At 63.7% G+C, this 24,531-nt stretch carries 21 protein-coding genes; 11 read left to right on the top strand and 10 right to left on the bottom strand.

Features of this window, described 5'->3' with window-relative positions; genetic code table 11:
- The 9 genes from AU072_RS06105 to AU072_RS06065 all read right to left on the bottom strand — a co-directional run bounded on the left by AU072_RS06105 (position 1) and on the right by AU072_RS06065 (position 11,960).
- Positions 1-1,578, bottom strand: a complete 1,578-nt coding sequence (locus AU072_RS06105; protein ID WP_407937587.1) for an acyl-CoA synthetase — start codon at positions 1,576-1,578, stop codon at positions 1-3.
- Positions 1,575-3,101, bottom strand: coding sequence for an MCE family protein (locus AU072_RS06100; RefSeq protein ID WP_064412937.1), 1,527 nt, complete (start codon positions 3,099-3,101; stop codon positions 1,575-1,577). The genes AU072_RS06105 and AU072_RS06100 overlap by 4 nt, the downstream gene beginning before the upstream one ends.
- Positions 3,101-4,405, bottom strand: a complete 1,305-nt coding sequence (locus AU072_RS06095) for an MCE family protein (protein WP_064405342.1) — start codon at positions 4,403-4,405, stop codon at positions 3,101-3,103. The genes AU072_RS06100 and AU072_RS06095 overlap by 1 nt, the downstream gene beginning before the upstream one ends.
- Positions 4,402-5,802: an MCE family protein gene (locus AU072_RS06090; protein ID WP_082680961.1), complete on the bottom strand. Its 1,401-nt coding sequence runs from the start codon at positions 5,800-5,802 to the stop codon at positions 4,402-4,404. The genes AU072_RS06095 and AU072_RS06090 overlap by 4 nt, the downstream gene beginning before the upstream one ends.
- Positions 5,799-6,905, bottom strand: a complete 1,107-nt coding sequence (locus AU072_RS06085; RefSeq protein ID WP_064405347.1) for an MCE family protein — start codon at positions 6,903-6,905, stop codon at positions 5,799-5,801. The genes AU072_RS06090 and AU072_RS06085 overlap by 4 nt, the downstream gene beginning before the upstream one ends.
- The gene (locus AU072_RS06080; protein ID WP_082680960.1) at positions 6,905-7,930 is read right to left on the bottom strand and encodes an MCE family protein; all 1,026 of its coding nucleotides are present in this window, start codon (positions 7,928-7,930) and stop codon (positions 6,905-6,907) included. Before AU072_RS06080 ends, AU072_RS06085 begins: the two co-directional genes overlap by 1 nt.
- Positions 7,927-9,120: an MCE family protein gene (locus tag AU072_RS06075; protein ID WP_064412936.1), complete on the bottom strand. Its 1,194-nt coding sequence runs from the start codon at positions 9,118-9,120 to the stop codon at positions 7,927-7,929. Before AU072_RS06075 ends, AU072_RS06080 begins: the two co-directional genes overlap by 4 nt.
- A 141-nt stretch (positions 9,121-9,261) precedes the next feature.
- Positions 9,262-10,467, bottom strand: a complete 1,206-nt coding sequence (locus tag AU072_RS06070; RefSeq protein WP_064405351.1) for a CaiB/BaiF CoA transferase family protein — start codon at positions 10,465-10,467, stop codon at positions 9,262-9,264.
- Positions 10,464-11,960 carry an aldehyde dehydrogenase family protein gene (locus AU072_RS06065; protein WP_064412935.1) on the bottom strand — a complete coding sequence of 499 codons (1,497 nt, stop codon included), beginning with the start codon at positions 11,958-11,960 and terminating at the stop codon, positions 10,464-10,466. The genes AU072_RS06070 and AU072_RS06065 overlap by 4 nt, the downstream gene beginning before the upstream one ends.
- 193 nt (positions 11,961-12,153) lie before the next feature.
- Between AU072_RS06065 and AU072_RS06060 the strand changes: the two genes are divergently transcribed.
- The 11 genes from AU072_RS06060 to AU072_RS06010 all read left to right on the top strand — a co-directional run bounded on the left by AU072_RS06060 (position 12,154) and on the right by AU072_RS06010 (position 22,927).
- On the top strand, positions 12,154-12,396 hold the full coding sequence (locus tag AU072_RS06060) for a ferredoxin (protein ID WP_064412934.1): 243 nt from the start codon (positions 12,154-12,156) through the stop codon (positions 12,394-12,396).
- A 57-nt stretch (positions 12,397-12,453) separates the two neighbouring features.
- The gene (locus AU072_RS06055) at positions 12,454-13,599 is read left to right on the top strand and encodes an amidohydrolase family protein (protein ID WP_064405597.1); all 1,146 of its coding nucleotides are present in this window, start codon (positions 12,454-12,456) and stop codon (positions 13,597-13,599) included.
- 129 nt (positions 13,600-13,728) lie between these two features.
- Positions 13,729-14,130, top strand: coding sequence for a Zn-ribbon domain-containing OB-fold protein (locus AU072_RS06050; protein ID WP_197415625.1), 402 nt, complete (start codon positions 13,729-13,731; stop codon positions 14,128-14,130).
- A complete protein-coding gene (locus tag AU072_RS06045; RefSeq protein ID WP_064412933.1) occupies positions 14,130-15,287 on the top strand; it encodes a thiolase C-terminal domain-containing protein in 1,158 nt (385 codons plus the stop codon). The genes AU072_RS06050 and AU072_RS06045 overlap by 1 nt, the downstream gene beginning before the upstream one ends.
- On the top strand, positions 15,284-16,870 hold the full coding sequence (locus AU072_RS06040; RefSeq protein ID WP_064405360.1) for a FadR/GntR family transcriptional regulator: 1,587 nt from the start codon (positions 15,284-15,286) through the stop codon (positions 16,868-16,870). Before AU072_RS06045 ends, AU072_RS06040 begins: the two co-directional genes overlap by 4 nt.
- Positions 16,871-16,921: 51 nt before the next feature.
- On the top strand, positions 16,922-18,178 hold the full coding sequence (locus tag AU072_RS06035) for an amidohydrolase family protein (protein ID WP_064405599.1): 1,257 nt from the start codon (positions 16,922-16,924) through the stop codon (positions 18,176-18,178).
- Complete coding sequence (locus tag AU072_RS06030) at positions 18,179-18,937, top strand: SDR family NAD(P)-dependent oxidoreductase (protein WP_064405362.1); 759 nt, start codon at positions 18,179-18,181, stop codon at positions 18,935-18,937.
- A gap of 18 nt (positions 18,938-18,955) precedes the next feature.
- Positions 18,956-19,306, top strand: coding sequence for a DUF4286 family protein (locus tag AU072_RS06025; RefSeq protein WP_064412932.1), 351 nt, complete (start codon positions 18,956-18,958; stop codon positions 19,304-19,306).
- A gap of 31 nt (positions 19,307-19,337) precedes the next feature.
- Positions 19,338-20,369 (top strand): phosphotransferase family protein, encoded by a 1,032-nt coding sequence (locus AU072_RS06020; protein WP_064412931.1) that lies wholly within the window; start codon positions 19,338-19,340, stop codon positions 20,367-20,369.
- 19 nt (positions 20,370-20,388) lie between these two features.
- Positions 20,389-21,393 carry an LLM class flavin-dependent oxidoreductase gene (locus AU072_RS06015; RefSeq protein WP_235629932.1) on the top strand — a complete coding sequence of 335 codons (1,005 nt, stop codon included), beginning with the start codon at positions 20,389-20,391 and terminating at the stop codon, positions 21,391-21,393.
- A gap of 100 nt (positions 21,394-21,493) precedes the next feature.
- Positions 21,494-22,927 carry a WS/DGAT/MGAT family O-acyltransferase gene (locus AU072_RS06010; RefSeq protein WP_064412930.1) on the top strand — a complete coding sequence of 478 codons (1,434 nt, stop codon included), beginning with the start codon at positions 21,494-21,496 and terminating at the stop codon, positions 22,925-22,927.
- Here AU072_RS06010 and fadD12 read toward each other — a convergent pair.
- Entirely contained in the window at positions 22,924-24,531 is a 1,608-nt protein-coding gene (gene fadD12, locus AU072_RS06005) for an acyl-CoA ligase FadD12 (protein WP_064412929.1), read from the bottom strand. The two genes, AU072_RS06010 and fadD12, sit on opposite strands and share 4 nt — an antisense overlap.

Genomic DNA, 24,531 nt, shown 5'->3' with positions numbered 1-24,531 from the left:
TCAGATCACCCGCGACTCGCGGCCGGCCCAATACCGGTCCCGCAGCCGCCTCTTGTAGAGCTTGCCGTTGGGGTCACGCGGCAGTTCGTCGACGAAGTCGACGGTCCGCGGACACTTGTAAGTCGCCAACTCTGCGCGACAGTAATCGATGAGCTCCGCCTCCAAGGTCGTTCCCTTTCGCGAGCTGTCGGCCAGCTGGACAACAGCTTTCACAGCCTCGCCCATCTCGTCGTCGGGCACGCCGATCACCGCGACGTCGGCCACGGCCGGGTGTGCGGTCAGCACATTCTCAGCTTCCTGCGGATAGATGTTCACACCGCCGGAGATGATCATGTGCGCCAGCCGGTCGGTCAGGTAGAGATAGCCCTCTTCGTCGAGGAAGCCGATATCACCCAGGGTCCGCCAGCCCTTGTCGTTGGCCACTGACTCGGTCTTGCGGCTGTCATTGTGATACTCGAACGGTCTGCCGCCCGCGAAGTACACCACACCCACTTCGCGGGGGCCCAACTCCTGGCCGTCCGGACCGAGGATGTGGCATTCGTCGATGGGTCGGCCAACCGAACCCGGATGGCTCAGCCACTCCCGTGCCGAGATGTACGTTGCGCCCAGATCCTCGGTGCCCGAGTAATACTCGTCAATGATTGGACCCCACCACTCGAGCATCTCCCGCTTGATCCTGACCGGGCATGGCGCGCCGGTGTGCAGGACGCGGCGCAGGCTCGAGACGTCATACCGCATGCGAACCTCCTCGGGCAGTCGAAGCATGCGGACGAACATCGTCGGAACGAATTGCGCTTCGGTGACCCGGTATCTCTCGATCAACTCGAGGCACTCACGGGGATCGAAATTCTCCATCAAGACCACGGTCCCGCCGACACGATGCCAGGACATGGATCCCACCAGCGGCGCGGAGTGATACAGCGGCGCAGGACACAGGTAGACCGAGCCGATTCCGCCGCCTTCGGTCATGCCCAGGGCGATCTGGGCGGGCACCGCTGCCGGGTCCCCGAACACTGTGCCTGGCAGCGGTTTACGTACACCCTTCGGAAATCCTGTCGTTCCGGACGAGTACAACATCTCGCGCCCTTCGCACTCGCTTTCGATCGGACCGGCGGATGACGCGGCGAGAACGGTGTCGTAGGGGACGAAGCCGGGTAATTGCCCATTGACCGAGACCCGCGCCGGAATCCTCGAAACGTCGAGGCGCTCCACAACCGCGGACATATCGGTGCTGGACACCAACGCGGTGGCGTGACAATCGTCCAGCACGTACTGCACTTCGTTGGGGCGCAAATGGCTGTTGATGGCGGTGTAGTACAGGCCGGCGCGCTGCGCCGCCCACGCGACCTCGAGGAACGCGCGCTCGTTGCCCATCAACAGCGCGACGTGATCACCGGGGTGCAAACCCCACTGACGAAGCGCGGCGGCGAACCGCCGCGACCGCTCGTCGAGCTGCCCATAGGTGACGGTTTCGCCGCTGTGGCCCATGACAATGGCGGGTGCTCCCGGACTCCGAGCGGCATGCCAATCCGGCGACATCCGCGTCGGCTCCCGCTCACATGTGCGGTCCGAACTCATGTCGGCATCAGGTCCTTCCACGACGTGGGCGAGGAACCGGGTGTGAGGCCGGCTTGTTCGTACAACCGGTGATCGGCGCCGAGGTATCGGCCGGTCCGCGGGTCGTACGTCGTGACGGCGACGCGGCCACGGGCGGATTCTCCGCCCCCAAAGGAGCTCGGCGCCGCGGGGGTGGCGCTGCGGCCCGGGTCGGCGGACGGCAGCGAGGCCTGCGGCGGCATGTGTGTTCCCCCCGCGGGGGCGTGAATGCGGCCGTCGAGATCCACCCGGTCGTCGACGGGAATGCCCTGGGATACCAGATTGGGATCGATCGGGTACGGCCCAATGGGATGCTGCCGCATGGCGAGCGGTTCAAAGGGCTTGTCGCTGTTGCAGATCTCCACCGTCGGGGCACGCTTCCCCGGGTGCCCCATACACGGGAAGTTGCGGGCTCCACGGACGGCGATCGGCGAGTCCTGAGGCAGCTTGCAGTACAAGCCGTCCGGAGTATCTGCCTCGGAGGTATCAGCGGGTGAACGCCAAGCCGACGGCGGAAGATAGCCGACCGTGCACGGGGTGGGATCACCCATGCTCATCGCGAAGTCCCCCTGTGCGATTCCGGTGGCATTGTTCGCGCTGCTCTGCGACTGCGTGGCCGCGATGTGCGGCGGAAGCAAGACGAGTAGCTGCTCGAGGGACGGGTTGTAGGTCACTAGGATCTGGCCGATTGTCGTCAGATTCGCCAGCAGTATGGGAAGGGTCGGCTTCAGCGATGTCAACAGCGCCGAAACCTCCTCGGCGAATTCGGGTCCCGAGCCGAGCAACGTTCTGATCTGTGGGTCGTTGCGACGAAGCTGGCCCGTGACGCCGGCCAGGCTCCGAATCCACGAGCGCAGAGAATCGGCCGACTGGGCTTGCGCGTCCAGCAGCGGAACGCTGTCGTCGATCAAGGAACGGGTCTGGCCAGAAACTCCTCTGAGGTCTGTGGCCAGAGTCGAGAACGAATCAACTAGCGAGCCGAAGTCATAGCCGCTGCCATTGAAGGCCTTGAACGATTCATCGAGCAGCGCGCCGAGTTTGTCCTCGGGGATACTGTCCACCAGGCTCTCGACGCGGTTGAGAAGCGGGCCGACGGGCTGTGGAAGGCTGGTGCGTTGCACCGGAATCACCGAACCATCCCGAAGGTACGGTCCGGCATCGGTGTTGGGTCGCAGGTCCACATACTGTTCGCCGACCGCGGAGACGTTGCGCACCGCAGCCTCGAGATCCTCGGGAACCCGCGGCGAGGTTTCCAAGGACAACATGGCTTCTGCGCCGGAGCGAGTAAGCCGGAGCTCGGTGACCTTCCCGATTTGGGAGCCCCGGTAGGTCACATTGGCGAATCGGTAGAGGCCGCCGGAGGCGGGCAACTCCAAGGTCACGGTGATCCGCCCGATGCCGAGCAGGGTCGGAACCTGCATGTACCGCACGACCATCACCGTGACGCCGACTACCGATGCGATGACGAAGATGATCAACTGGTTCCGGACAAATCGGGTCAGCATCAGCCACCACCGTTTGGCATCGATGAAGCTTCGACTGGATACGGGCCGGCGAAGATCGGTTGGCCGGCAGCCGTTGGCGTTGAGGATTCCCGACGCGGCGCGACCGGCAGCACCGGCCCGCTGACCGCAGCCCCCTCCGGCGGGGACGTTCTTTCACTAGCTGGAACCTGGTTCGATGCGTTGGTGGGCGTTTCCGTCACACCCAGTTGGAGCGGTGTATACGAATACTGCATCCACTCCGGATCACCAGGAGCGGGAATGAGTTTCGCCCCTTCTTCTCCCCACCGCGTGCCGAGGAACAGGGTCCGCTTGAGCCGCGGTACGGTGAGATCGATGACGGCGTAGAGGTTCATGAAATCACCCCGAACGGCACGATCGATGAGGTTCTGGGTGTAAGGGAAGGTCGTCACGTATCCGAGTGCTTGCGCCAGATCCCCCCCGACGTCGGCGATCGCCCTGATGGTTGGTTCGAGGTTGTGCAGGTTGGTGACTATCTCTTCCTTGGTGTCGGCGACGAGGGTCGTTGCCGTGTCGCTCAACACCCGCAGCCTGTCCAGCGCCGTCGTGAAGTTCGGCCGCTCGCGGATCAGGACGTCGACCGCCTCCGGAATGCGCTGCAGTGCATGCTTGATGACGTCACGTTGCCCAACGAGCTGTCCGGCCAGGCGATCCAGTTCCCGTATCGATGCGACAAGCGCATCACTCTGCCTGTCCAACGTGGCGACGAAGATGTCGGCTTGGGACAGCAGGTCGCGGATGGCATCTTCGCGACCGCCCATTGCCGCGTTGAAGTTGTGGATGATGTCGCCGATCTGCCCCAGCCCTCCTCCATTGACGACGGCCGACAAGGCGGCCAGCGTCTGCTCGGTGGAGGGATAGGTCGCCGACCTTGCGAGCGGGATGGTCGCCCCCGGTTCGAGACGGCCCACGGGGGATTCACCGATCGGCGGGTTGAGCGAAAGGTGCATGGACCCGAGCAGGCTTGTCTGTCCGACGGTCGCGACTGCATTCACCGGTACGACAACCTCGGGCTTGACTGAGATCTCCACGTCCGCGCGCCAGTCACGAACCGTCATCTTGCCGATGCTGCCCACGATGACATCGTCGATCATCACTGGCGAATTCGACTCCATGGTGCCGACGTCGGCGACCTGCACGTGGTAGACAGCGGCGCCGGGGCCGCGACCGACCGCACCCGGCAGCGGAATCGAATTCCAGCCCTGGAAGGCGCATCCCGCGACGGTGACCGCGATGCCGATTCCGGCGAGTGATCGGAGCAGCGCCTTGGAGCCGGAGCCCTTCATCGGGGTCCTCCTTCTGCCGGAAGCAGCATTTGCGGCAGGCCGGGCGCCGGCGGGATCGGTGCGCCGGGGAACAACGCGGGTGAGGGAGCGGCCGGCAGATGGTCGGGGGCCCCGGGACCCGGGGCCACCGCGGGAGCCAGCCCGTACCCGGGCGGAGGCGGGACATCACCGGCACCGGTGAAGGCCGACACTGCCGGCGGTGGCTCCTGCGGAGCAGGACTCGGCCCCGCACCTCCCGGCGCCAAGACGGGATCGGTGTAGATGAGATTCGCCGGGTTTGCCGACTTGCGCAGATACGGGTTGATCGGCATCGGCACGCCGTTGAAGTTGAGCAGCCGCAGTGCCGGTCCGAGATATTGTGCGCACAGCTTCGCGGTTTCGGGGGCGGTGATGTTTTCCACGCCACCGATCGCAGAGCAGATGAAGTGAACGGGATTCGAGAAGTTGTTGATCACGAACGCGCCCGAGACAGCGCCGGTATCTGGGTTGTAAATGTTGTAGCCGTTGGCAATTCCGTTGGGTGCGATGTGGAGGATGTTCTCTACGGTCATACGGTTGTCGACGAGATTCTGCGTGACACCTGCCAGCCGCTGGACCTGCTCGGAGGCCTGGTTGCGGCTGCCTGCGACGAATCGCTGCACATCGACGATGGCCTCTGACAGATCTCTCAGCGCCGCATCGAATGCTGATTTGTTGTTATCGAGCAGGCTCGAAAGCGTGGCCAACCGATCCTGGAACAGCACGATCTGCTCACCGCTGTCACGCAGCGCACTGACGAAGATCTGAAGGTTCTTGATCGTGGAGACGATGTCGCCACTGCCCTCCGCCAGGATGCGCCCGACCCCAGCCAGTTCAGCCAGTGCCTGGCGAAGCTTGTCACCGTTGCCGCCCATTGCCGTCGCGGCACTTTCGATGAAGCGGCCCACCGACGTGCGCGAGACATCCCCCGCAGGGCCCAAGTCCGTGGCCAGCCGCATCAGCTGCGTCTTCACTTCATTCCACTCGACGGGCACTGCGGTGCGTTCAAGCGGGATCTGGGCCCCGTCGCTCATCGTGGGTCCCGCATCCTCATAGGCCGGCGTCAGCTGGACGTAGCGCGCGGCGACGAGATTGGGGGCGACGATGACGGCGCGGGCGTCCGCGGGCACCGGAACGTCGTGGTCGACGAACAGTGTCAACTTGGTGGTTTGTCCGCTCGGCTGGATCGAATCGACGTGGCCGACCTTGATACCGACCACGCGCACGTCGTCACCCGGATAGATCCCGGTTGCCGTGCTGAAGATCGCTGTGATCAGCTTGGGGCCGAGGAACGCCTGCCGGACCACAACCAGGCCAGCCGCGATCATTATTGCTATCAGTGTCACCGCGGTCACCCCGGCCAGCCGCCGGCGGTTCACCGGTGGCCCTCGGGAATCGCACTAAGGGGTATTTCGGGAATCCCGTTGACTGGGAACGGGAATTCGGCGCGTGGTCCCACATTGTCCGGCGGTTGGCCGGCATCAACCCCTCTGCGGAAGCCGAACGCGTAATCCAGGAACGGCTGAAGCATCGCCGGCATGGCAATGTTGGGAACGAAGGCGTTGTATATGCTTCCGCTTGCCACGATCTCGCCCTGGGTGATCGAGAATTTCTTCAAGCCCGCCAGGGCATCCGCGATGTCATCGCGATTGTTCTCCAGCATCGCGGTGACAGCGTTGAGCTTCTCCAGGGCTGGGGCCAGTTCCCGCTCATTGTCTCCAACCATGCCGGTCAGCTGTTTGGCGACCGCTGAGATGTTGGCGAGCAGTTCGACGATCATATGTCTGCGATCGTTGAAGACCTCGAGGAGGTCGTTGGCATTGAGGATGAGCGCATTGATCTGGCCGCTTCGTTCGGAAAGAATTCCACTCACGTCGCTCGCATTCTTCAGAAGATCGACGAGAAACCCGTTGCGATTGTTCAGCGACCGCGAAAGACGGCTCAACCCATCAAATGTCGGGCCCAGCTGTGGCGCGATGTGATCGATCGTGGTCGACAACATGTCCAGGGATTGGTTCAACGCCTGCGTGTCGGTGTGGGCGAAGTTGGTGGTGAAGTCACCCACCGCGTCAGTAAGCGAGTACGGCGACGACGTCCTCGTCAGCGGAATCGTCGACAACGGCGCGAGGACGTCAGGACCGTCCGACTCGAGGGTCAGTTTGCGCTCACCCAAGAGGGAGCCGGTGCGAATGTGCGCCGTGGTGAGTGATCCCAGAGACACCCCGGAATTGACAGTGAAGGTGACGCGCGCCTTACCGCGGTCAAGTTCGATTTCCTGCACCAAACCCACCTTGGTGCCCGAAACGGTCACGTCGTTGCCGACTGCGAGTCCACCGGCCTCGGCAAACAACGCCTGATATCTGACGTCGGTAGCCCACGACACCAACCGCTCTGGCTGCAACCCGACAGCAATCGTCAAAACGATGACGACGACACCGATGAAGCCCGCTCTAGGCAGGTGGGAGCCTCGGTATTTCAGCATTATTCCTCCGCACACCGCCCCGTCTGCTGCTTGAACCAGGGGAAGACCGCCGTGCGGCCCTGAAGGTCGCTGACCCGAATGGTCATGCCGCACATATAAAACTGGATGAAGCTTCCATACGAGGCAATGCGAACCAACTTGCGGTAGTTTCCGGGAGCCTTCTTCAGCGCCGCTTCCAGGTGGGGTAGGTCCTTTTCGAGCAGGGGTGCCACTCGGCCGAGTTCGTCGACGGTTCCGTTCAACGGCGCACGCGCGTCGGCCAGCAGACCGGCCAGCGACGCCGTTCCGTTCGCAACCGAGTCGATCGCCGAACCGATGAGGTCGCGCTCGGCGGACAATTCACCGACCAGCACGTCGAGGCGGTCAATGGTGGCGGAGAACTTACCGCCCTCCTTTGACAGGACGGTCAGGAGTGACCGCAGGTTGGCGATCAACTGCTCAACCACCTGACCGTTGTCGGCCAGGACGGTGGTGAACGACGACGTATGGGTGAAGATCGATTCGAGCGTTCCTTGCTGGCCCTGCAGAATACGAAGCAGCGAGCCCGTCAAGGCGTTGATGTCCTGCGGATTGAGCCCTTGTACAACAGGCTTCAATCCACCAAGCAGCACGTCGAGGTCAAGCGCCCGCACGGTGAGATCGGACGGTATCCGGGACCCTGCCGGCAGGATCCGCGTGGACCCCGGCCCGTCGACGAGGGACAAGTAGCGGTCTCCGACGAGGTTCAAGTACCGAACCGCCACCTTCGTGCCGGTCGTCAACACCACGCCACGATCCACATCGAACGTGACCTCGACCGTCTTATCCGGCTGCAAAGTTACATCGCGCACCGTGCCGACCCGGATGCCGGCCACCCGCACGCTGTCACCGCTGGTGATCTCGGAGGCGTCGACGAATACTGCGGAAAAGGTTGTTGCCGAGCCGGATCGGTGTTCACTGAAGGTGACGAACAGGCCCGCGGTCAACAGCGCCATGATCAATGCGAAGATGCCGAATTTGACACCAGTGCGCCGCTGGCCCCTCACCCCGGCTGCCCGATCTGCGCCGAGTTGCGCGGCGGCCCGTCGAGGGGACCGAAGAGGAACTGCTTGAGCCCGTCGGCATTCAGCAGCAAGCCCTGGTTCCCGTACTTCCAGGGGTTACTGCCGACGTCGGCCACCACGAACGGCGGCCTGGACTCGAACGGCAGGTTGGGCATACCCACATCAGCGCATCGCGGTCCGCCCTTCGCCGCCACCTTGGGCAGGTCCGCCGGGTAGCGATAGCGATCGACACCGAGGGTGAAAGCGGTCGATATCGTGATACCGGGTACGGACTCTGGCGCGGAATTGGCAAGCGGCAGAACCCCTTGCAATGAGCACGTCAATGCTTCGTGGTATTGCTTGGTGAGATCGGTTGTGGGGATCAACAGATGCATCACGTCGGTGAGTGCCTGACGGTTACCACCAAGGACGTCGTTTCCGATATCCGCGAGACCGCTCATACTCACCAGGAAGGCATCGAGGTTGTGCTCTTCTGTCACTATCGACTCGCTCACATGGGCCGCGTTGTCGAGGGTTTCGGTGATGAAGGTCCCACTGTCGGCGTAGGCGGCCAGGACCTCCGGAGCGACGGCTATGTCGTGCTCCAGACTGGACTGACTCCGATTGACCTCCGCGAGAACCGAATCGAAGCCTTCAAGAGTTCTACCGAAGCGGTCGCCCCGGCCGTTCACGGCCGACGAGATCGCTCCGAGAGTCTCATTGAGCTTGGCAGGGTCGATCTTCGCCAGCACCGATGAGAGCCGTTGAAAGATCGTGTTGATTTCGACTGTGACATCTCCGGCCTCCAGCGTCTGGCCGGCGGTGAGGCTCTGCGACCAGGATCCGGCCGGCGGGACGAGCTCGACAAACTTGGCGCCGAACACCGTTGTCGATGCAATGTTGACCTCTACATCTGCGGGGATCATCTCCAGTTGTCCGGGCTCGATCGCGAGATGTATTGCGGCCCTGCCGGATGGCAAGGACTCGATGGATGCGACCTTGCCGACTTGGATTCCGCGCATCTGCACTTTGGCGTCGGGGTACATCATCAGCCCCGCCCGGGGCGAAACCACTGTGACCGGTACAGCTTCGGTGAATCCGCCACGGAACAACTGCGCGACCAGCACCGCAATTCCTGCCACCGCAGCGATAGTTGCCACGCCTACCAGGGGACGCGCGATCGGATGCGGCATCGGTGCTCTCCCTCCCGCAACATTGAGGGTCTGTAGGCCACCGGGCGACCGGTGCCGCGCCTAGCTAACCTCAGACAGACGACCGAGTCAACTATTTTGGCAGACGTGCGAAGGTACCGATCGAATTCGACGTTCTGGACGTCAGGTCACGGCACCCAGCGTCTTCAGATCGATGATCTGCTCCCAGTCCAACCCGAGTTCGGCGAGGATCTCATCGGTCTGCTCCGCGAACCCCGGGGCGGGCTCGACCTGAGGCGCAGTCACATCGAACTGCACCGGATTGGCCACCAACTCCAGTTGGCCCGCCTGCACCAGGTATTCGTTGGACCGGATCTGGACATCGCGTGCGACCTGGAGGGTGTCCTGTACGGGCGCCCACGGTCCGGCCAGGGTCGAGAACCGCTCGGACCACTCGGCCAGCGTGCGGCTGGCCATGGTCTTGGACAGAATCTCCGCGGCCTCTGGTGCATGGGCGGCGATCGACTCGACATCGCTGAATCGCGGGTCGTCGGCGAGCTCCGGCAGATCCATGTGCCGGCACACGTCGGACCAGAACTTCGTCGGCTGCATCATCACGAACGAGATGAATCGATTGTCGGCCGTCGGATACAGCCCTACCAATGGATTGTTGGGCGACCTGTTGGCGTTCGCGGGTTGGGCCACGAGCCGCTGACCCAGATGGTTGGTCAGCGTTATCGTGTGCCCCATTGCCCATGCTCCGCTGCCCAACAGGGAGACGTCGACCACCGAGGGCTCACCCGTACGCTCGCGCTTCAGTAACGCCGCCGCGACCCCGCCCGCCAAATTCGTCCCCGAGATCGTGTCGCCGTAGGCAGGACCGGGCAGGCTGATCATGCCGTCGATCTCCGGCGGCGTGACCGTTGCAGCGGCACCCGCGCGGCACCAGAACGCCGTCATGTCGTAACCGCCCTTGTCGGCCTCGGGCCCACGAGGACCGAAAGCACTCCCCCGAGCGTAGATGATTGTCGGATTGATCTCACGGACGTCGTCGACGTCGATGCCGAACTTCGTTCGAGCGCAGGGCAGGAAGCTCGTCAGGAACACATCCGACCGTCGCGTGAGCTCGAAAAGCACCTCGCGCCCTTCAGGTATCGAGAGGTCCAAACCGATGCTCCGCTTACCGCGATTGGCGTTGTCGACATTGGGGTTGGGCTCCCCCTCGACCACCAACGCACCGATCTGGCGTAACCCGCGCTGAGGGTCACCCGTCACCGCGTGCTCCACTTTCGTGACTTCGGCGCCCCATTCGGCCAATACCGCACCAGCCGTCGGGACGAACCCGTACATGGCCACCTCGAGGACTCGGATGCCGTCGAGCGGTTTCACTGGACTGCCGCCGCGAAAGTCTTGCGTTGCAAGAACTCCTCGAGACCTGCAACCCCCATTTCGCGGCCGATGCCCGACTGTTTGTAGCCGCCGAATGGGCAGTCGGGCCCCGAGTAGTCCCCGCCGTTGATGCTCAGCGTTCCGGTGCGGATCCGGCGCGCCACACCGACGGCACGGTCGTGGCTGCCGAACACACCGCCGGACAATCCGTAGATGGAATTGTTCGCGATCCGCACCGCGTCGTCGTCGTCGTCATAGTCCATGACCACCAGGACCGGCCCGAAGACCTCCTCTTGGGCGATCTCGCTGTCTGGGTCCACATCCGTCAGAAGTGTCGGCTCGTAGAAGAATCCGGGATCGACCTTGTTCCCTCCCACGACCAGCCTCGCGCCTGCAGACACCGCCCTGCGCACCATGTGATGGACCTTGTCACGCTGACGCTCGCTGATCAGCGGACCCATGTAGTTGTTCGGGTCCAGCGGGTCGCCGTATGTCACCACGGCGAAGTTCTGGGCCAGAAGTTCGACGAAGTCGTCTTTGGCCTTGCGCGGCACCAGTACTCGGCTCATCAGTGCGCACCCTTGGCCGGCGTGCGAGGTGATCATGAACGTGGCCATCATGGCAGCGCTCGCGAAATCGGCGTCGTCGAGGACGATCATCGCCGACTTTCCGCCGAGTTCGAGGAACACATTCTTGAGGGTCTCGCTGCAGGCCGCCATTATCCGTCGGCCGGTCGCGGTGGACCCGGTGAAGGTGACCGCGTCCACCTGGGGACTCGTCGTCAGCAAAGCGCCGACATGCGGATCCGCACCGGAGAGGACGTTCACGACTCCCGCCGGAATTTCGGTGTGCTCGGCGATCAACTCACCGATGGCCAACGTGACCAGCGGCGTGTCCGGCGCACCTTTGAGGACCACTGTGCAACCCGCCGCGAGTGCCGGAGCCAACTTGGCCAGCGCGAGTTGGTTGGGATAGTTGTAGGCGATGATCGCGGCGACGACGCCGACTGCCTCCCTTTCGACCCAGCGGTGATGCTGCTGTCCCCGGCTCTCGACCACGCCGAGGTCTTGGACGAACGAGTAGCTCTTGAGCAGATCGGCGTAGTAGGCGACCAAAGCTATCGGGTTGTCGAGCTGCGGACCCTCGGTCAGCATCCGGGTGGCGCCCACCTCGGCCATGGTCAGCTCCCTGAGCTCGCCAGCGTGATCCAGCAAGGCGGTGTGCAGCTGTTCGAGGCAACGGGTGCGCAGCGCGGTGTCGGTAGACCATTCAGTGTGGTCGAATGCCCGTCGCGCGGCTGCGACGGCGCGTTCCGCATCAGCGACAGATGCGTCAGGCGCGTGGCCGAAGACCTGGCCGTTTGCCGGGTTCACGGACGCGAACACCTGCCCACTGTCCGCTTCCACCAATCGGCCGTCGATGAGCAGCTGCCGATCGGCTGTCGGTCTCGGCGGGGCCACCGTCCCCGTGCTCGTCGTGTGCTCAGTCGGCATCGAACCCTCCCGCCTTCGTGGCTCCGCACGGTGCGCGGAACGAACCCTCGCCAGTAGCGATGCGACCCTAACATGAAAAATAGTTGACTAGGTCGGCTGTCTGCGGTTAGCTGATCGAGTGGCCGTGCGTCGGTGATCGCTGCCCGCTGGGTATGACGCGATCACGGCCCGGAGCTCTCGGAGGGAGATTTTCGTGAAGGTCCACGTCGATTCGACCCGCTGCCAGGGGCATACGCTCTGCGCGATGATCGCGCCCGACATGTTCGAACTCAGCGAAGTGGACGGTAGCTCTTCCGCGGTCGCTGAAGTCGTACCGGCCGACCAGGAGGAACGAGTGCGCGAGGCAGCGCAGTCGTGTCCGGAACAGGCCATCGTTCTCGATGAGATGTCGGCCGACCCAGATTCGAAGCTTGGTCGACAACGGGCGCTCCAGTAGAACAACGATCTTCCGAGTTGTTGACTGCTGCGTATTTCGAGTGACGAAGAAGAGATGATGCCCACTATCCACACAGGTGAACGCACGGCACCCGCCGAGCGGATCGCTGTTCGCTGTGTCGACTCCGACGTGCATCCCGTTCCCAGGAGCGGGGATCTGACGCAGTACATCCCCGAGCCGTGGCGCAGCAAGTACTTTCTCAGCCGACCCGTGGGTGAACAGATCTATTACGACGCACCGGATTACGCCCATGCCCGCGCTATGCGCGTAGACACCTTTCCGGCAGATGGCGAGTTTGCCGGCAGCGATCCTCAACTGGCCTTCAAACAATTGATCCTCGAGGCCGGTGCCGACATCGCGATATTGGAGCCGATACACGGCAGTTGCCGACTGCCGGAGGCGACCGCCGCGATCTGCTCCGCCCACAACAGCTGGCAAGCCAACCACTGGCTCGACGATCGCAACAACTGGCACCAACGATGGCGTGGATCTATTTGCCTCGCAATCGAGGAACCCGAGGCGTGTGTCCGCGAGATCGAGCGGTGGGCCCCTCACCCTTACATGGCCCAGGTCCTCATCAATGCCGAACCCCGGCCGTCATGGGGCGATCCGAAATACGACCCGATCTGGGCAGCGGCAACCCGACACGACATCACCGTCAGCTGCCACCTTGGCCGCAGCCATCACGAGGAACTTCCGATGCCACCAGTCGGGATACCCAGCTACAACCACGACTTTATGGTCACCTACTCATTACTGGCTGCGAACCAGGTGATGAGCCTCATCTTCGACGGAGTGTTCGACCGATTTCCCGCATTGCGCGTTGTCTTCATCGAGCACGCCTTCACCTGGATCCTGCCGCTGATGTGGCGGATGGACGCCATCTACGAGGCGCGCAAGCCCTGGGTCGACATCAAGCGCAGGCCGTCCGAATACGTCAAGGATCACATCAAGTTCACGACCCAACCGCTCGACTATCCCGAGGACAAGACGGAGTTGCTTCGCGCATTCGAGTGGATGGAGTGCGACAAGATCCTTCTCTACAGTTCGGACTACCCGCACTGGACGTTCGACGACCCCCGCTGGCTCGTCAAGCACTTACCCGAGCACGCCCGCGAAAACGTGATGTACCGCAACGGGATCTCTACCTACCGACTCCCTGAGACGGTTCCGGCCATTGAAGGCCAGGTGCGGGTGCTGTAGCCGCCGCCGTGGCGGAGCGTGCTAAATAGTTGACTCTGTCGTATTTTTTAGCTTTAGTAGTTACGACACCGCGAGCGGAGGAGATCGGTGACTGAGAAGGACGCCCAAACGTCGGCCGATCCTCGGCCGGTGCCGGCGCCCGACGATGTCAGCGGGTTCTTCTGGAACGCCGCCGCAGAGCATCGACTGGTACTTCAGCGCTGCGGCTCGTGCCGCACATTGCAGTATCCGCCTGAAGTATGCTGCTCCCGTTGCCAGGCACAGGATTTCGAGCCAGCCGAAGTTTCCGGCCGCGGTTTCATTTACTCCTACGCGGTGGTCGACCGGCCGCTGCACGCCGGCTTCATCGACGCTCTGCCGTATGTTGTCGTGCTCGTCGAACTCGACGAACAACCCGGCCTGCGCATCCTGACCAATCTGGTCGGTGTTCCCGATGGCACTGCGCTTTCCTGCGGCATGCGGGTCGAGGTCGTGTACGCGAACCGGGGTTCGCTCACGCTTCCGCAGTTCCGACTCTCCGAGGCCGCCTGATGAGTTCATTGACCCGTCCCGTCGCAATCGTCGGCGTCGGCTACTCCGAACTGAGCCGCAAGGGCGAGCCCCACCCGAACTCGCTCGCGCTCGCGGCGACCGCCGATGCGTTGGCGGATGCCGGGCTGAACGCAACAGACATCGATGGCATCTTCGAGTACAAGTTCGGGCCGGAATCGCCTGGCGCCCAGGATATGGCGCGACTGCTCGGGGTGCCAGACCTGGCCGCTTTCGCCGACATCATGGCATCGAACCCGTCGGGAATGGCTGGCGCCCTCGCGGGCGTCATGGCCGTGGCCTCCGGGGTGTGTGAAACCGTACTCACCTTCCGGTGCCTGACCCGCGCCGCCGGCCACCAGGGAGGTGTGGTCAGCGGGCCGGCCGAGATCACCGGGCGAGATCAGTTCCTCACCCCCTACGGCTACCTCGGCGGCATCCTGGTGAATCTCGCGCTGAAGAAGCGCCGCTGGATGGATGAGTACGAACGCCCGGAAGAAGATTTCGGCCGCATCGCGGTCAACGCACGAAGGTGGTCTGCACTCAACCCCCGTGCCGTGCTGCGGGACGAAGTCACCCTGGACGACTATCTGTCCTCACGGATGATCGTCGACCCGCTGCGCGTACTCGACTGCGATTACCCCGTGAACGGCGCGGTGGCCACCGTCATCACCACCGCCGAGCGTGCGAAGGATCTACGCCAACCCGCGGTGCTGGTCGACGCGATGAGCTACGCCACCGGACGCGGCGCGGACTGGGTCTTCGATGTCGACTTCCTCTACGGAGGTATGCCCGATTGCGCTCAGCGGCTATGGCGCAGGTCATCGGTGACGATCGATGATGTCGACGTCGCGCAACTCTACGATGGCTTCACACCGGTGACCGTGGCGTGGATCGAAACGCTCGGCGCCTGCGCTCGAGGGGAATTCGGCGACTGGGTAGGCGATGGAAAACGCCTGGCGCCAGGTGGCGACTTCCCCCTGAACACAGCGGGCGGCCAGCTTGCCGAAGGCCGACTCCACGGAATCGGCCTCTTGAATGAGGCGGTGCTGCAACTGCGAGGTCAGGGCGGGGCCCGGCAGGTTCCCGAGGCTCAGGTCGCATTGGTGGCAAGCGGCCTGTATCCACAATGCGGCGCGATGGTATTGACTGCGGTATGACCGAAAACCGCGATACGCAGACCCGCGAAGCCGTCACACCTGTGCCCATGGACGGTGGCGACCCGGTGTGGCGCGCCCTGCCGAGGCGCAACACCAGGAAGGTTTCGCATCTGCTCGCCGACGACCTTCGGCGCCAGATCCTCAGCGGCCAGCTCGCCGCCGATCAGCAGCTCCCACCCGAAGCAGACCTGACCGCGCAACTGCAGATTTCCCGCGAGACACTGCGCGAGGCGCTGCGGATCCTGGAGTCCCAGCAGCTCGTCGAGATCAGGCGCGGCCGCGGCGGTGGCGCGGTGGTCCGGCGGCCCGGCCTGGACGCGGTGGCCCGATACGTGGCGCTTCTTCTGCAACTGCGCAAGACCACCCTCGCTCATCTGGAAGAGGTGCGCACGGTCGTCGAACCGCCGGCAGCGGAATTACTCGCTGCCCAAGCCGGATTCGAAGACATCGAAACGCTGGTCGAACTCCACGATGCGGAACGGGCGGCCGACAGTCCGCTCGCCTTCGTCACCGCGATGTCGGCCTTCGACCAGGCCGTCATCGAGCTGTCCGGAAACCGCACCCTTGCGGTCATCGCCGGCGTCTTCCGGGACATCTACGCCGGGCAGGTCTACTCCTCCATCGGCAGCACCGACAACTCTTCGGCCGAGCAGATAGCTCGGCGCGTGGTGGTCAGCCACAGCGCCTTCCTGGACGCGGCCAGGCGCAGGGACGGGGCGCTCGCCCAAAATACTTGGAGCGACTACCTTTACACCACCAATCGGATGCTGGTAAGCCGGAACGTCAGCCGGCAACCGATCGATGTCACACCGCTGTGGCGGGCCCAGGCCGGGCACGACAGTGGCGAATCGGCACCCCGCCGGGCGTCTGTGGTGGCCACCGAGATCCGAGCGCGTATCGCCGAGGGCCGGCTGGGTGAGGGGGACCGCCTGCCGCCGTTGGCCGAGTTGGCCGCCGAATTCGACATATCCAGACCCACACTGCGGGAGGCCTTACGGATTCTGGAGATGGAGTTCCTTCTGGATCTGCGCACGGGCGACCGGGCCGGGGCTGCCATCCGGACTCCCACCACACGTGTCGCCGCCAAATTGGCCGGGATCGTGCTCGAAGCGCGCGGCACCACCCTGGCCGACTTCCACCGGGGACTTCGGCTGATCGAACCCTCCATCATGGGTCTGGTCGCATCGCGGATCGGAGCGAGACAACTCACCGTTCTCAACGGCATCAACACCGACCTCGCCGAATCCGTCGAAGACACCGCAAGGTTCGTCACCACTTATCGAGAGGCAGAGAAGATCGCATTCTCTGCCGTCAAGAATCCCGCACTCACCGTGATCGCCGAGATTCTGCACTGGGTTCGCGTTGCCGTCGAACCGAGCATCACGGCCGACGTAACGGGCCTTCCCTGGGTCACGAAATCCAATCGCCGGACTCAGGGCCTTTTCTCACAGTTCGTCAGCGCGGCTGCTGATCATGACTCAGCCCGTGCGGTGTCCGTGTGGACGCGGGCCATGGCGGCCAATGTGGCGTGGGCCGAGGAGTCGGAATTCAGTGAGCGATTGATGCTCGACCTGATGGGTTGATCCGTTGTGCACAACCGTCGCGGCGAACCGTCACCGAAGAAAAGGAAGAAAATGAACGTCGATGATCTGATTCTGGTGAGCGTGGACGACCATGTGATCGAACCGGCCCACATGTTCGAGGGGCGGGTCGCCAAGAAATATGAAGACAAGGCACCCCGGTTCATCCGTCGTGACGACGGTACGATGGCCTGGACCTATGAGAACCAGGAGATTCTCAACCCCGCGCTCAACGCCGTAGCGGGGCGTCCACCGAGCGAATTCGGCATGGAACCCACATCGATCGAAGAGATCCGGCTGGGCTGCTACGACATCGACGCTCGGGTAAAGGACATGAACGCCAACGGCGTTCTCGGTTCGATGTGCTTTCCATCCTTCCCCCGATTCTGCGGCCAGCTGTTCATGGAGACCGCGGACAAGGACCAGGCCGCGGCGATGGTGCGCGCTTACAACGATTGGCACGTCGAAGACTGGGCAGGCACACACCCCGGCCGGATCATCCCTCTGGGACTACCCATGATGTGGGACCCGGAGGGTACTGCCGCCGAAGTGCGGCGCCTCGCTGCACGTGGGTGCCACGCCGTGACCTTTTCTTCCAGCCCCTATGACCTGGGCCTGCCGAGCATCTACGACGAGCACTGGGATCCGTTCTGGGAGGCCTGCGCCGACGAGGGCACCGTCGTGTGCATCCACCTCGGGTCGAATTCTGCGCCACCCATGACTTCTCCGGATGCGCCCATCGAGCTCATCTATACCCTCTCTCCGATCGGATTGTTCTCCGCCGCAGCGGATCTGCTGTGGAGCCCGGTCTTCCGGAAATTCCCCTCGCTTCGTATTGCCCTGTCCGAAGGGGGCACAGGGTGGCTGCCGTACTTCTGCGAGCGGGTGGACTACATCTACAAGCACACACAGCACTGGAGCGGCATGGACCTCGGTGATCGCCTGCCATCCGAGATCTTCAAGGAGCACGTGATCTTCTGCTTCATCGACGATTTCGTGGGCATCGAAAACCGCCATCACCTGAACATCGACAACATCACCTGGGAGTGCGATTACCCGCACTCGGACACCACGTGGCCGCAGGCGCCGGAGGTGCTGATGAAGTCACTTGTCGACGTCCCCGACGAGGAGATAAACAAGATCACACACCTCAACGCCATGCGGCACTTCCGGTACGATCCGTTCGCGCACGTCCCCCGTGAACAGGCGACGGTGGGCGCGCTGCGTGCTCAGGTCGGCGATTGGGACATCAGCGTCAAGTCGGTCAGCGAGTTGCGCCCCGCCATGGCGTCTTCGGAGCGGGCCTTATAGATGCAGCTGCGCGACAAAGTCGTCGTCATCACCGGAGCCGGTAGCGGAATCGGTGAGGCGTGCGCGCACAGATTCGCCGATGAGGGCGCGAAAGTTGTTGTCACCGACAAGAATCCGGAGGGTGTCGAGCGTGTTTGCAAAGCGGTCGACACCGTAGGTCTGGCGTGCGACATCACGGTGGAGGAGAACGTCCGCGCCGTTGCAGACCTGGCTCGCCGAACCCACGGCGATGTCGACATCTGGTTCAGCAACGCCGGTTACACCGGTCCTGCTCAGCACGGCCGCATCGCCGATGACGAGTTGTGGGACGTGAGCTGGCGCCTGCATGTGATGTCGCACGTGTACGCCGTTCGGGAAGTGCTGCCGGCGATGCTCGCGCGCGGCGAGGGTTATCTTCTTCAGACTGCGTCGATCGTCGCTTTGGCGCTACACCCCGACAAGCCGGCCTACTCGGTTACCAAGAAAGCGGCTTTGGGATTTTCGGAGTGGCTGGCCGCCACGTACCGACCGAAAGGGATCAAGGTCTCATGCTTCTGCCCGGGCCCGATGCTGACGCCGATGCTGCTGGGTGACGGAATACCGGCCGACCACCCGATAGTGCAGAATGCCGCGACTCCTGCGCAGGTGGCTGACCGCTTGGTCAATGCGATCGACGCGGAGCGCTTCCTCATATTGGACTCAACCCTCGGCCAGGAACTGTTGTCCGCGAAGGCAGCCGACTACGAAGAATGGATCGCCGCGATGGAACAGAACACCTGAGATCAGAACAGGAGCAACATGTCCGACAGATTTATCCAGATCGTCTTCTCAAACCCGTTGGAGGGCAGGGACGACGAGTTCAACGACTGGTACGACAACGTCCACATTCCGGACCTGCTCGCCATTCCCGGGATGCTGTCGGCGCAACGCTACGACCTCAAGGACGCCGACATTTATCACATGGAGGGCGGAACAGCACCCGAGCATCGGTACGCGATCATCTACGAGATGGAAGGCGATGTCGATGCCATCCTGAACAAGATCCAGGAGGGCGTGGCGGCCGGAAGAATCGTCATGTCCGACTGCCTGGACATGTCCAGTTGGCGTCTGTCGTTCTGGAATCCTCGCGGTCCCAAAGCCACTGCTTGAATCGAGTCCGGACATAAACAGGAGCGCTTTCGTGAACAATAGCATCGACGTCCACCGCCTGAGCCGATGGCTCGACGAACAGGAAGTGACCGGAAGCGGTGAACTGCCTGTGCTGCAGCATCTTTCAGGTGGGTCCCAGAACGCGCTGTACGTGATCCAACGCGGCGGGAGCCGGATGGTCATGAGGATGCCGGGTGATCGCGCTGATGAGCGGCGACTGGCCGACCTGCTGCGCGAGATCCGCCTGGTGCGCGCCCTGTCGGGTACCGACGTCCCCCACGCAGAATTGATCGCTGCGGACGAGACGGGTGAAGTGCTGGGCAAGCCGTTCTATGTCATGGCCGAGATCGACGGGTGGAGCCCGATGGACAGGGGCTGGGCGGCGCCCTTCGACACCGATCTGGAGGCTCGACGCGGACTCGCGTTCCAGCTGGTCGAAGGCGCCGCGAAATTGGCACGGGTGGACTGGCGGGCGCAGGGTCTCCAGGGTTTCGGCCGGCCAGAGAGCTTCCACGAACGTCAGGTCGACCGTTGGTTGTCGTTTCTCTCGGGTTTTCAGGTTCGTGAGCTGCCGGGGTTGGACATCGCCGCCGATTGGCTCCGAGCCAACCGGCCCGAACACTTCACGCCAGGCATCATGCACGGCGACTACCAGTTCGCCAACGTGATGTTCGCCCACGGTGCACCGGCACGATTGGCCGCGTTGGTGGACTGGGAGATGACCACGATCGGCGACCCCTTGCTGGACCTCGCCTGGGCGGTCCTCGGCTACGACGGTGACGAGCCGAAAACCGATTTCTACCTGCCGATGGAGGGCATGCCGCCGCGCAGTGAACTCTTGGAGCACTACGAGAACATCAGCGGCCTGCCGACCGACAACCTCGACTACTACCTGGTGTTGGCCAACTTCAAGATCGGCATCGTGTTGGAACGAACCTATGCGCGCAACGCGACGTCTCCGGACGGCGACCGCGAGGTCGCCGACGCATTCGGGTCCATGGTGCTGCAGTCGGTCGCCACCGCCGCCGACATGGCTCGATCATTGGCCGGTAGCGTCGGATGACGCGCGGTAGGTAAGACCCGTGGCGCTCACCTTCGGTTATCTGTACGACATGCGGAATCCCGAGCAGTGGCGGCGCCCCTCGGTCGACGTGTATCGGGAAACGCTCGACATAGTTGCCTGGACTGAGACCGTCGGGTTTCGCGGCGCATGGTTACCCGAGCATCACGGTGCCGACGACGGTTATCTCCCGACGCCGAATCTGGTTTTGGCAGCAATGGCGGCACGAACATCGACGCTTCGTATCGGCGCGGCCGTCGCGATCGGGCCTCTCTATCACCCCGTGCGCTTCGCCGAAGAGTGCGCTGTTCTCGACATCCTTTCCGACGGCCGGCTCGAGACAGCGCTCGCGATCGGTTACCGGCGCCGCGAATACGAGATGTACGGAGAATCGTTCAACCGGCGTGGAACTCGTTTCGACGAGTTCCTGCACATCGTTCGCGCGCTGTGGGCCGGCGAGACGGTGGACTTCGCCGGAAAGCACTACACCGTCAAGGACGCGCGAATCATGCCCGCGCCACCGCGCGGACAAATTCCTCTCTACATCGGCGGATTCACGGACCGGGCCCTCGAGCGGGTCGCCGTTCACGCCGACGGCTACCTCGGAAATGAAGAGGTCTGCGACTCCTATCTCGTCAAACTGCGACTCCGCGGGAGAGATCCGGCCACCGCAGCCATCCGTATTCCCGGGCTGTTCTTCACAGTTGCCGAGGATCCCGACGAAGCTCTCGAGGAGCTCGCCCCCTTCTACCACCACGTGTTCTCCAGCTACGGCGCATGGATGAACGAGGACAACGCGATCGGTATGGCCAACGCCGCGACGCAGCAGATGGATATCGATACCTTCAAACGCAGCGGAATCCTCCAGATCATCACGCCGGATCAGGCCGTCGCTCACTTCCGCGCGATGCGCGAGCGGATACCCGTCGAGCATTTCATGATGCTGCGGCCCCCCGGACTGCCCGCTGAACGGTTCGTCGAGTACGCCCAGCTTTTCGCCGACAAAGTCATCCCCGCCGTCAACTGAGCAGGCGTTCCGCGCTCCCGCTGACTGAAAGCCCCCGATCATCACCGTCGGAGTGGTTCGATGAAGCCCTTGGACACCGACGGTCCGCAGGGGTGGGCATATGAAGCGACTCAACGGCATGGACGCCATGCTGCTCTACAGCGAGACCCCCAACCTGCACACGCACACCTTGAAGGTCGCGATCATCAACGCCACCGAGTTCGACGGTGAATTCACCTTCGATCACTTCCGGCGAACCATCGCCCGGCGACTGCACCTGCTCGACCCGCTGCGCTACCGGCTCGTCGACATCCCCTGGAAGTTGCACCATCCGATGTGGCTCGAGGACTGCCCGGTGGATCTCGACTACCACCTGCGCCGTGTGCACGTGCCGAGCCCGGGTGGTCGCCGCGAGCTCGACGAGGTCATCGGCCGGATCGCCAGCACGCCGCTCGACCGCAGCCGGCCGCTGTGGGAGTTCCACTTCGCCGAGGGAATGGCCGACGACCGGTTCGCGCTCATCGGCAAGGTGCACCACACACTGGCCGATGGTGTGGCATCGGCGAATCTGCTTGCGCGGCTGATGGATCTCGCGGACGGCACGCAGCACGAGCACGAGGACTACGCCGTCTGTGACAGCCCGGGTCGCTCCGAGCTGATGAAGTTCGCGATGCGCGACCACGCCACGAACGTCGCCGCGCTGCCCACTCTCGCCCGTGACGCCGTCCGGGGGTTCACCAAGTTGCGGCGCCGCGCCAAAGAGCGCGCCGATCAACCGGACCTGGCGAAGATGTTCCGCACGCCGCCGACGTTCCTCAACCACGTGGTCTCGCCGGGACGCACGTTCGCCACCGCGTCGCTGTCGCTGGCCGAGACCAAGGAGACGGCCAAGCAGCTCGAGGTGACGTTCAACGATCTTGTGCTGGCCACTGCGGCGGGTGGGCTGCGAGAACTGTTGTTGCGTTACGACGGGCGCGCGGACCGTCCGTTGATGGCGTCGGTCCCGGTCAGCACGGACCTGTCCCCCGACCGGATCACCGGCAACGAAATCGGTGGGCTGTCGGTATCTCTTCCCGTTCACATCGATGATCCGCTCGAACGGGTCCGGCTGACCTCGCTGGCAACGGGGCGGGCCAAAGAGAACTATGAACTGCTCGGCCCCAAACTGCAGGGCCAGCTGATGGAGTACCTGCCTCCCCCGCTGACACCGGCGCTACTGCGCTGGCAGAGCCAGCGCGCCAAGCACAATCCGCTGATGAACGTCGCGGTGTCGAGCGTGCCGGGACCGCGCCGACGCGGCCACATCGGCGGCGCCCCGGTGAGCGAGATCTACTCGATCGGCGTGCTCTCGGCCGGTAGCGCGTTCAACATGACGGTGTGGAGCTACGTCGACCAGGTGGACATCTCGATCCTGTCCGACGACCGAACCTTCAATGACATCCACGAAGCCACCGACGCCATGGTGCACGGACTCGACGAGATCCGCGCTGCGGCAGGACTTCCCGCCTTGTCCGTGGTGGGTACGGCGATGGCCCCGGCGCGAGCGGCCCGCTAGTCGACGCGGTCGAGAAGGTCCTTCCGCGCCACTTTGCCGGTGCTGCCGCGCGGCAGTTCGTCGAGGACGGTGATCTGCCGCGGCACCTTGTAGTTGGCGAGGTTGTCGCGGACGTGCTGCTTGAGGTCGTCGGGGCCGGCGCTTCCACCGTCGTTCAGCACGACGAACGCGACGAGGCGCTGACCGTACTGCTCGTCGTCGACACCCAGCACCACCGCCTCCTTGACATCGGAGTGTTGGCGCAGCGTCTTCTCGACCTCGATCGGGTAGACGTTCTCGCCGCCGGAGACGATCATCTCGTCGTCGCGGCCGACCACGAACAACCGACCGGCCTCGTCGAGGTAACCGACATCCCCCGACGCCATGAACCCGTCGTGGAAGTCCTTGGTCTTGCCCGAGGTGTATCCGTCGAACAATGTGCCGCTGCGGACGAAGATCTGACCGGTCTGCCCGGTGGGAAGTTCGTTGAAATCCGCGTCGTAGATGCGGATCTCGGTGCCATCGGCGGCGGTTCCTGCCGTGTCGGGCGCCGCTCGCAGGTCCGACGGCGTTGCGGTGGCGATCATCCCCGCCTCTGTGGCGTTGTAGTTGTTGTAGATGACGTCGCCGAACCGGTCCATGAACTTGATCACCACATCGGGACGCATCCGGGAACCCGAGGCTGTTGCGAAGCGAAGTGACTTGCCGCTGTAGCGATTCAACACCTCGTCCGGCAGATCCATGATCCGGTCGAACATCACCGGTACCACGACCAGGCCGGTCGCCTTGTAGCGGTCGATCAACTCCAGCGTCGCCTCCGGGTCGAATTTGCGCCGCGTGACGATGGTGCAGGCCAGCAGCGCGGAGAACAGCAACTGCGAAAAGCCCCACGCGTGGAACATCGGCGCGACGATGACGGTCGCCTCTTCGGCGCGCCACGGCGTCCGGTCCAGAACCGCCTTGAGATCGCCTGCGCCGCCGCTGCCTTCACCGCGTTTGGCGCCCTTCGGGGTCCCGGTGGTGCCCGACGTCAGCAAGATGATGTCGCTCTTGCGTTCGGCCGGGGCGGGCCGCTTGCCGAGATTGGCTTCGATGAGCCGGTCGAGCGTCGGGCCGTCGGTAACTTCGTCGGTCCAGGCGAGGATGCGCGTCGCGTCCGGCTTGTCTGCCATGGCCTGTTCGACGATCCCGGAGAACTCCTCGTCGTAGATGACGACGTCGGCACCTTCCCGATCGACCACCTCGGCCAGCGCCGGTCCCGCGAACGAGGTGTTCAGCAGCAAGACGTCGGCGCCCATCCGGTTCGATGCGACCAGCGACTCGATGAACCCGCGGTGGTTGCGGCACATCACGGCAACGGTTTTCGGCGTGCCGCCGGGAAGGTTCTGCAGCGCCGTGGCCACCGCGTCGCAGCGGTCGTCGATCTGCTTGAAGGTCAGCGTGCCGCGTTCATCGACGAGCCCGGGACGGTCGGGGCAGCGCTGCGCGGCCGCGGCGAAACCGACCGTCGCCGTCATGCCCACGCGGCGCATCGCCGCCCCCATCCGCAGGTATTTGTCGGGGCGCAGCGGAGCGATCAGGCCCGCCCGCCACAGCGTCTGCACGAGACCTAGGACGTCGGCCAT

The sequence above is a fragment of the Mycolicibacterium novocastrense genome (assembly GCF_001499835.1).
GTDB lineage: Bacteria > Actinomycetota > Actinomycetes > Mycobacteriales > Mycobacteriaceae > Mycobacterium > Mycobacterium novocastrense.
This window is presented reverse-complemented; position numbering and strand designations above follow the sequence as displayed.

Bases quoted from the DNA above. Each gene is read 5' to 3' on its own strand.
- AU072_RS06105 (WP_407937587.1), bottom strand. From the start codon at position 1,578: ATGAGTTCGGACCGCACATGTGAGCGGGAGCCGACGCGGATGTCGCCG.
- AU072_RS06100 (WP_064412937.1), bottom strand. From the start codon at position 3,101: ATGCTGACCCGATTTGTCCGGAACCAGTTGATCATCTTCGTCATCGCA.
- AU072_RS06095 (WP_064405342.1), bottom strand. From the start codon at position 4,405: ATGAAGGGCTCCGGCTCCAAGGCGCTGCTCCGATCACTCGCCGGAATC.
- AU072_RS06085 (WP_064405347.1), bottom strand. From the start codon at position 6,905: ATGCTGAAATACCGAGGCTCCCACCTGCCTAGAGCGGGCTTCATCGGT.
- AU072_RS06075 (WP_064412936.1), bottom strand. From the start codon at position 9,120: ATGCCGCATCCGATCGCGCGTCCCCTGGTAGGCGTGGCAACTATCGCT.
- AU072_RS06065 (WP_064412935.1), bottom strand. From the start codon at position 11,960: ATGCCGACTGAGCACACGACGAGCACGGGGACGGTGGCCCCGCCGAGA.
- AU072_RS06055 (WP_064405597.1), top strand. From the start codon at position 12,454: ATGCCCACTATCCACACAGGTGAACGCACGGCACCCGCCGAGCGGATC.
- AU072_RS06045 (WP_064412933.1), top strand. From the start codon at position 14,130: ATGAGTTCATTGACCCGTCCCGTCGCAATCGTCGGCGTCGGCTACTCC.
- AU072_RS06040 (WP_064405360.1), top strand. From the start codon at position 15,284: ATGACCGAAAACCGCGATACGCAGACCCGCGAAGCCGTCACACCTGTG.
- AU072_RS06035 (WP_064405599.1), top strand. From the start codon at position 16,922: ATGAACGTCGATGATCTGATTCTGGTGAGCGTGGACGACCATGTGATC.
- AU072_RS06030 (WP_064405362.1), top strand. From the start codon at position 18,179: ATGCAGCTGCGCGACAAAGTCGTCGTCATCACCGGAGCCGGTAGCGGA.
- AU072_RS06025 (WP_064412932.1), top strand. From the start codon at position 18,956: ATGTCCGACAGATTTATCCAGATCGTCTTCTCAAACCCGTTGGAGGGC.
- AU072_RS06010 (WP_064412930.1), top strand. From the start codon at position 21,494: ATGAAGCGACTCAACGGCATGGACGCCATGCTGCTCTACAGCGAGACC.
- fadD12 (WP_064412929.1), bottom strand. From the start codon at position 24,531: ATGGCCGACGTCCTAGGTCTCGTGCAGACGCTGTGGCGGGCGGGCCTG.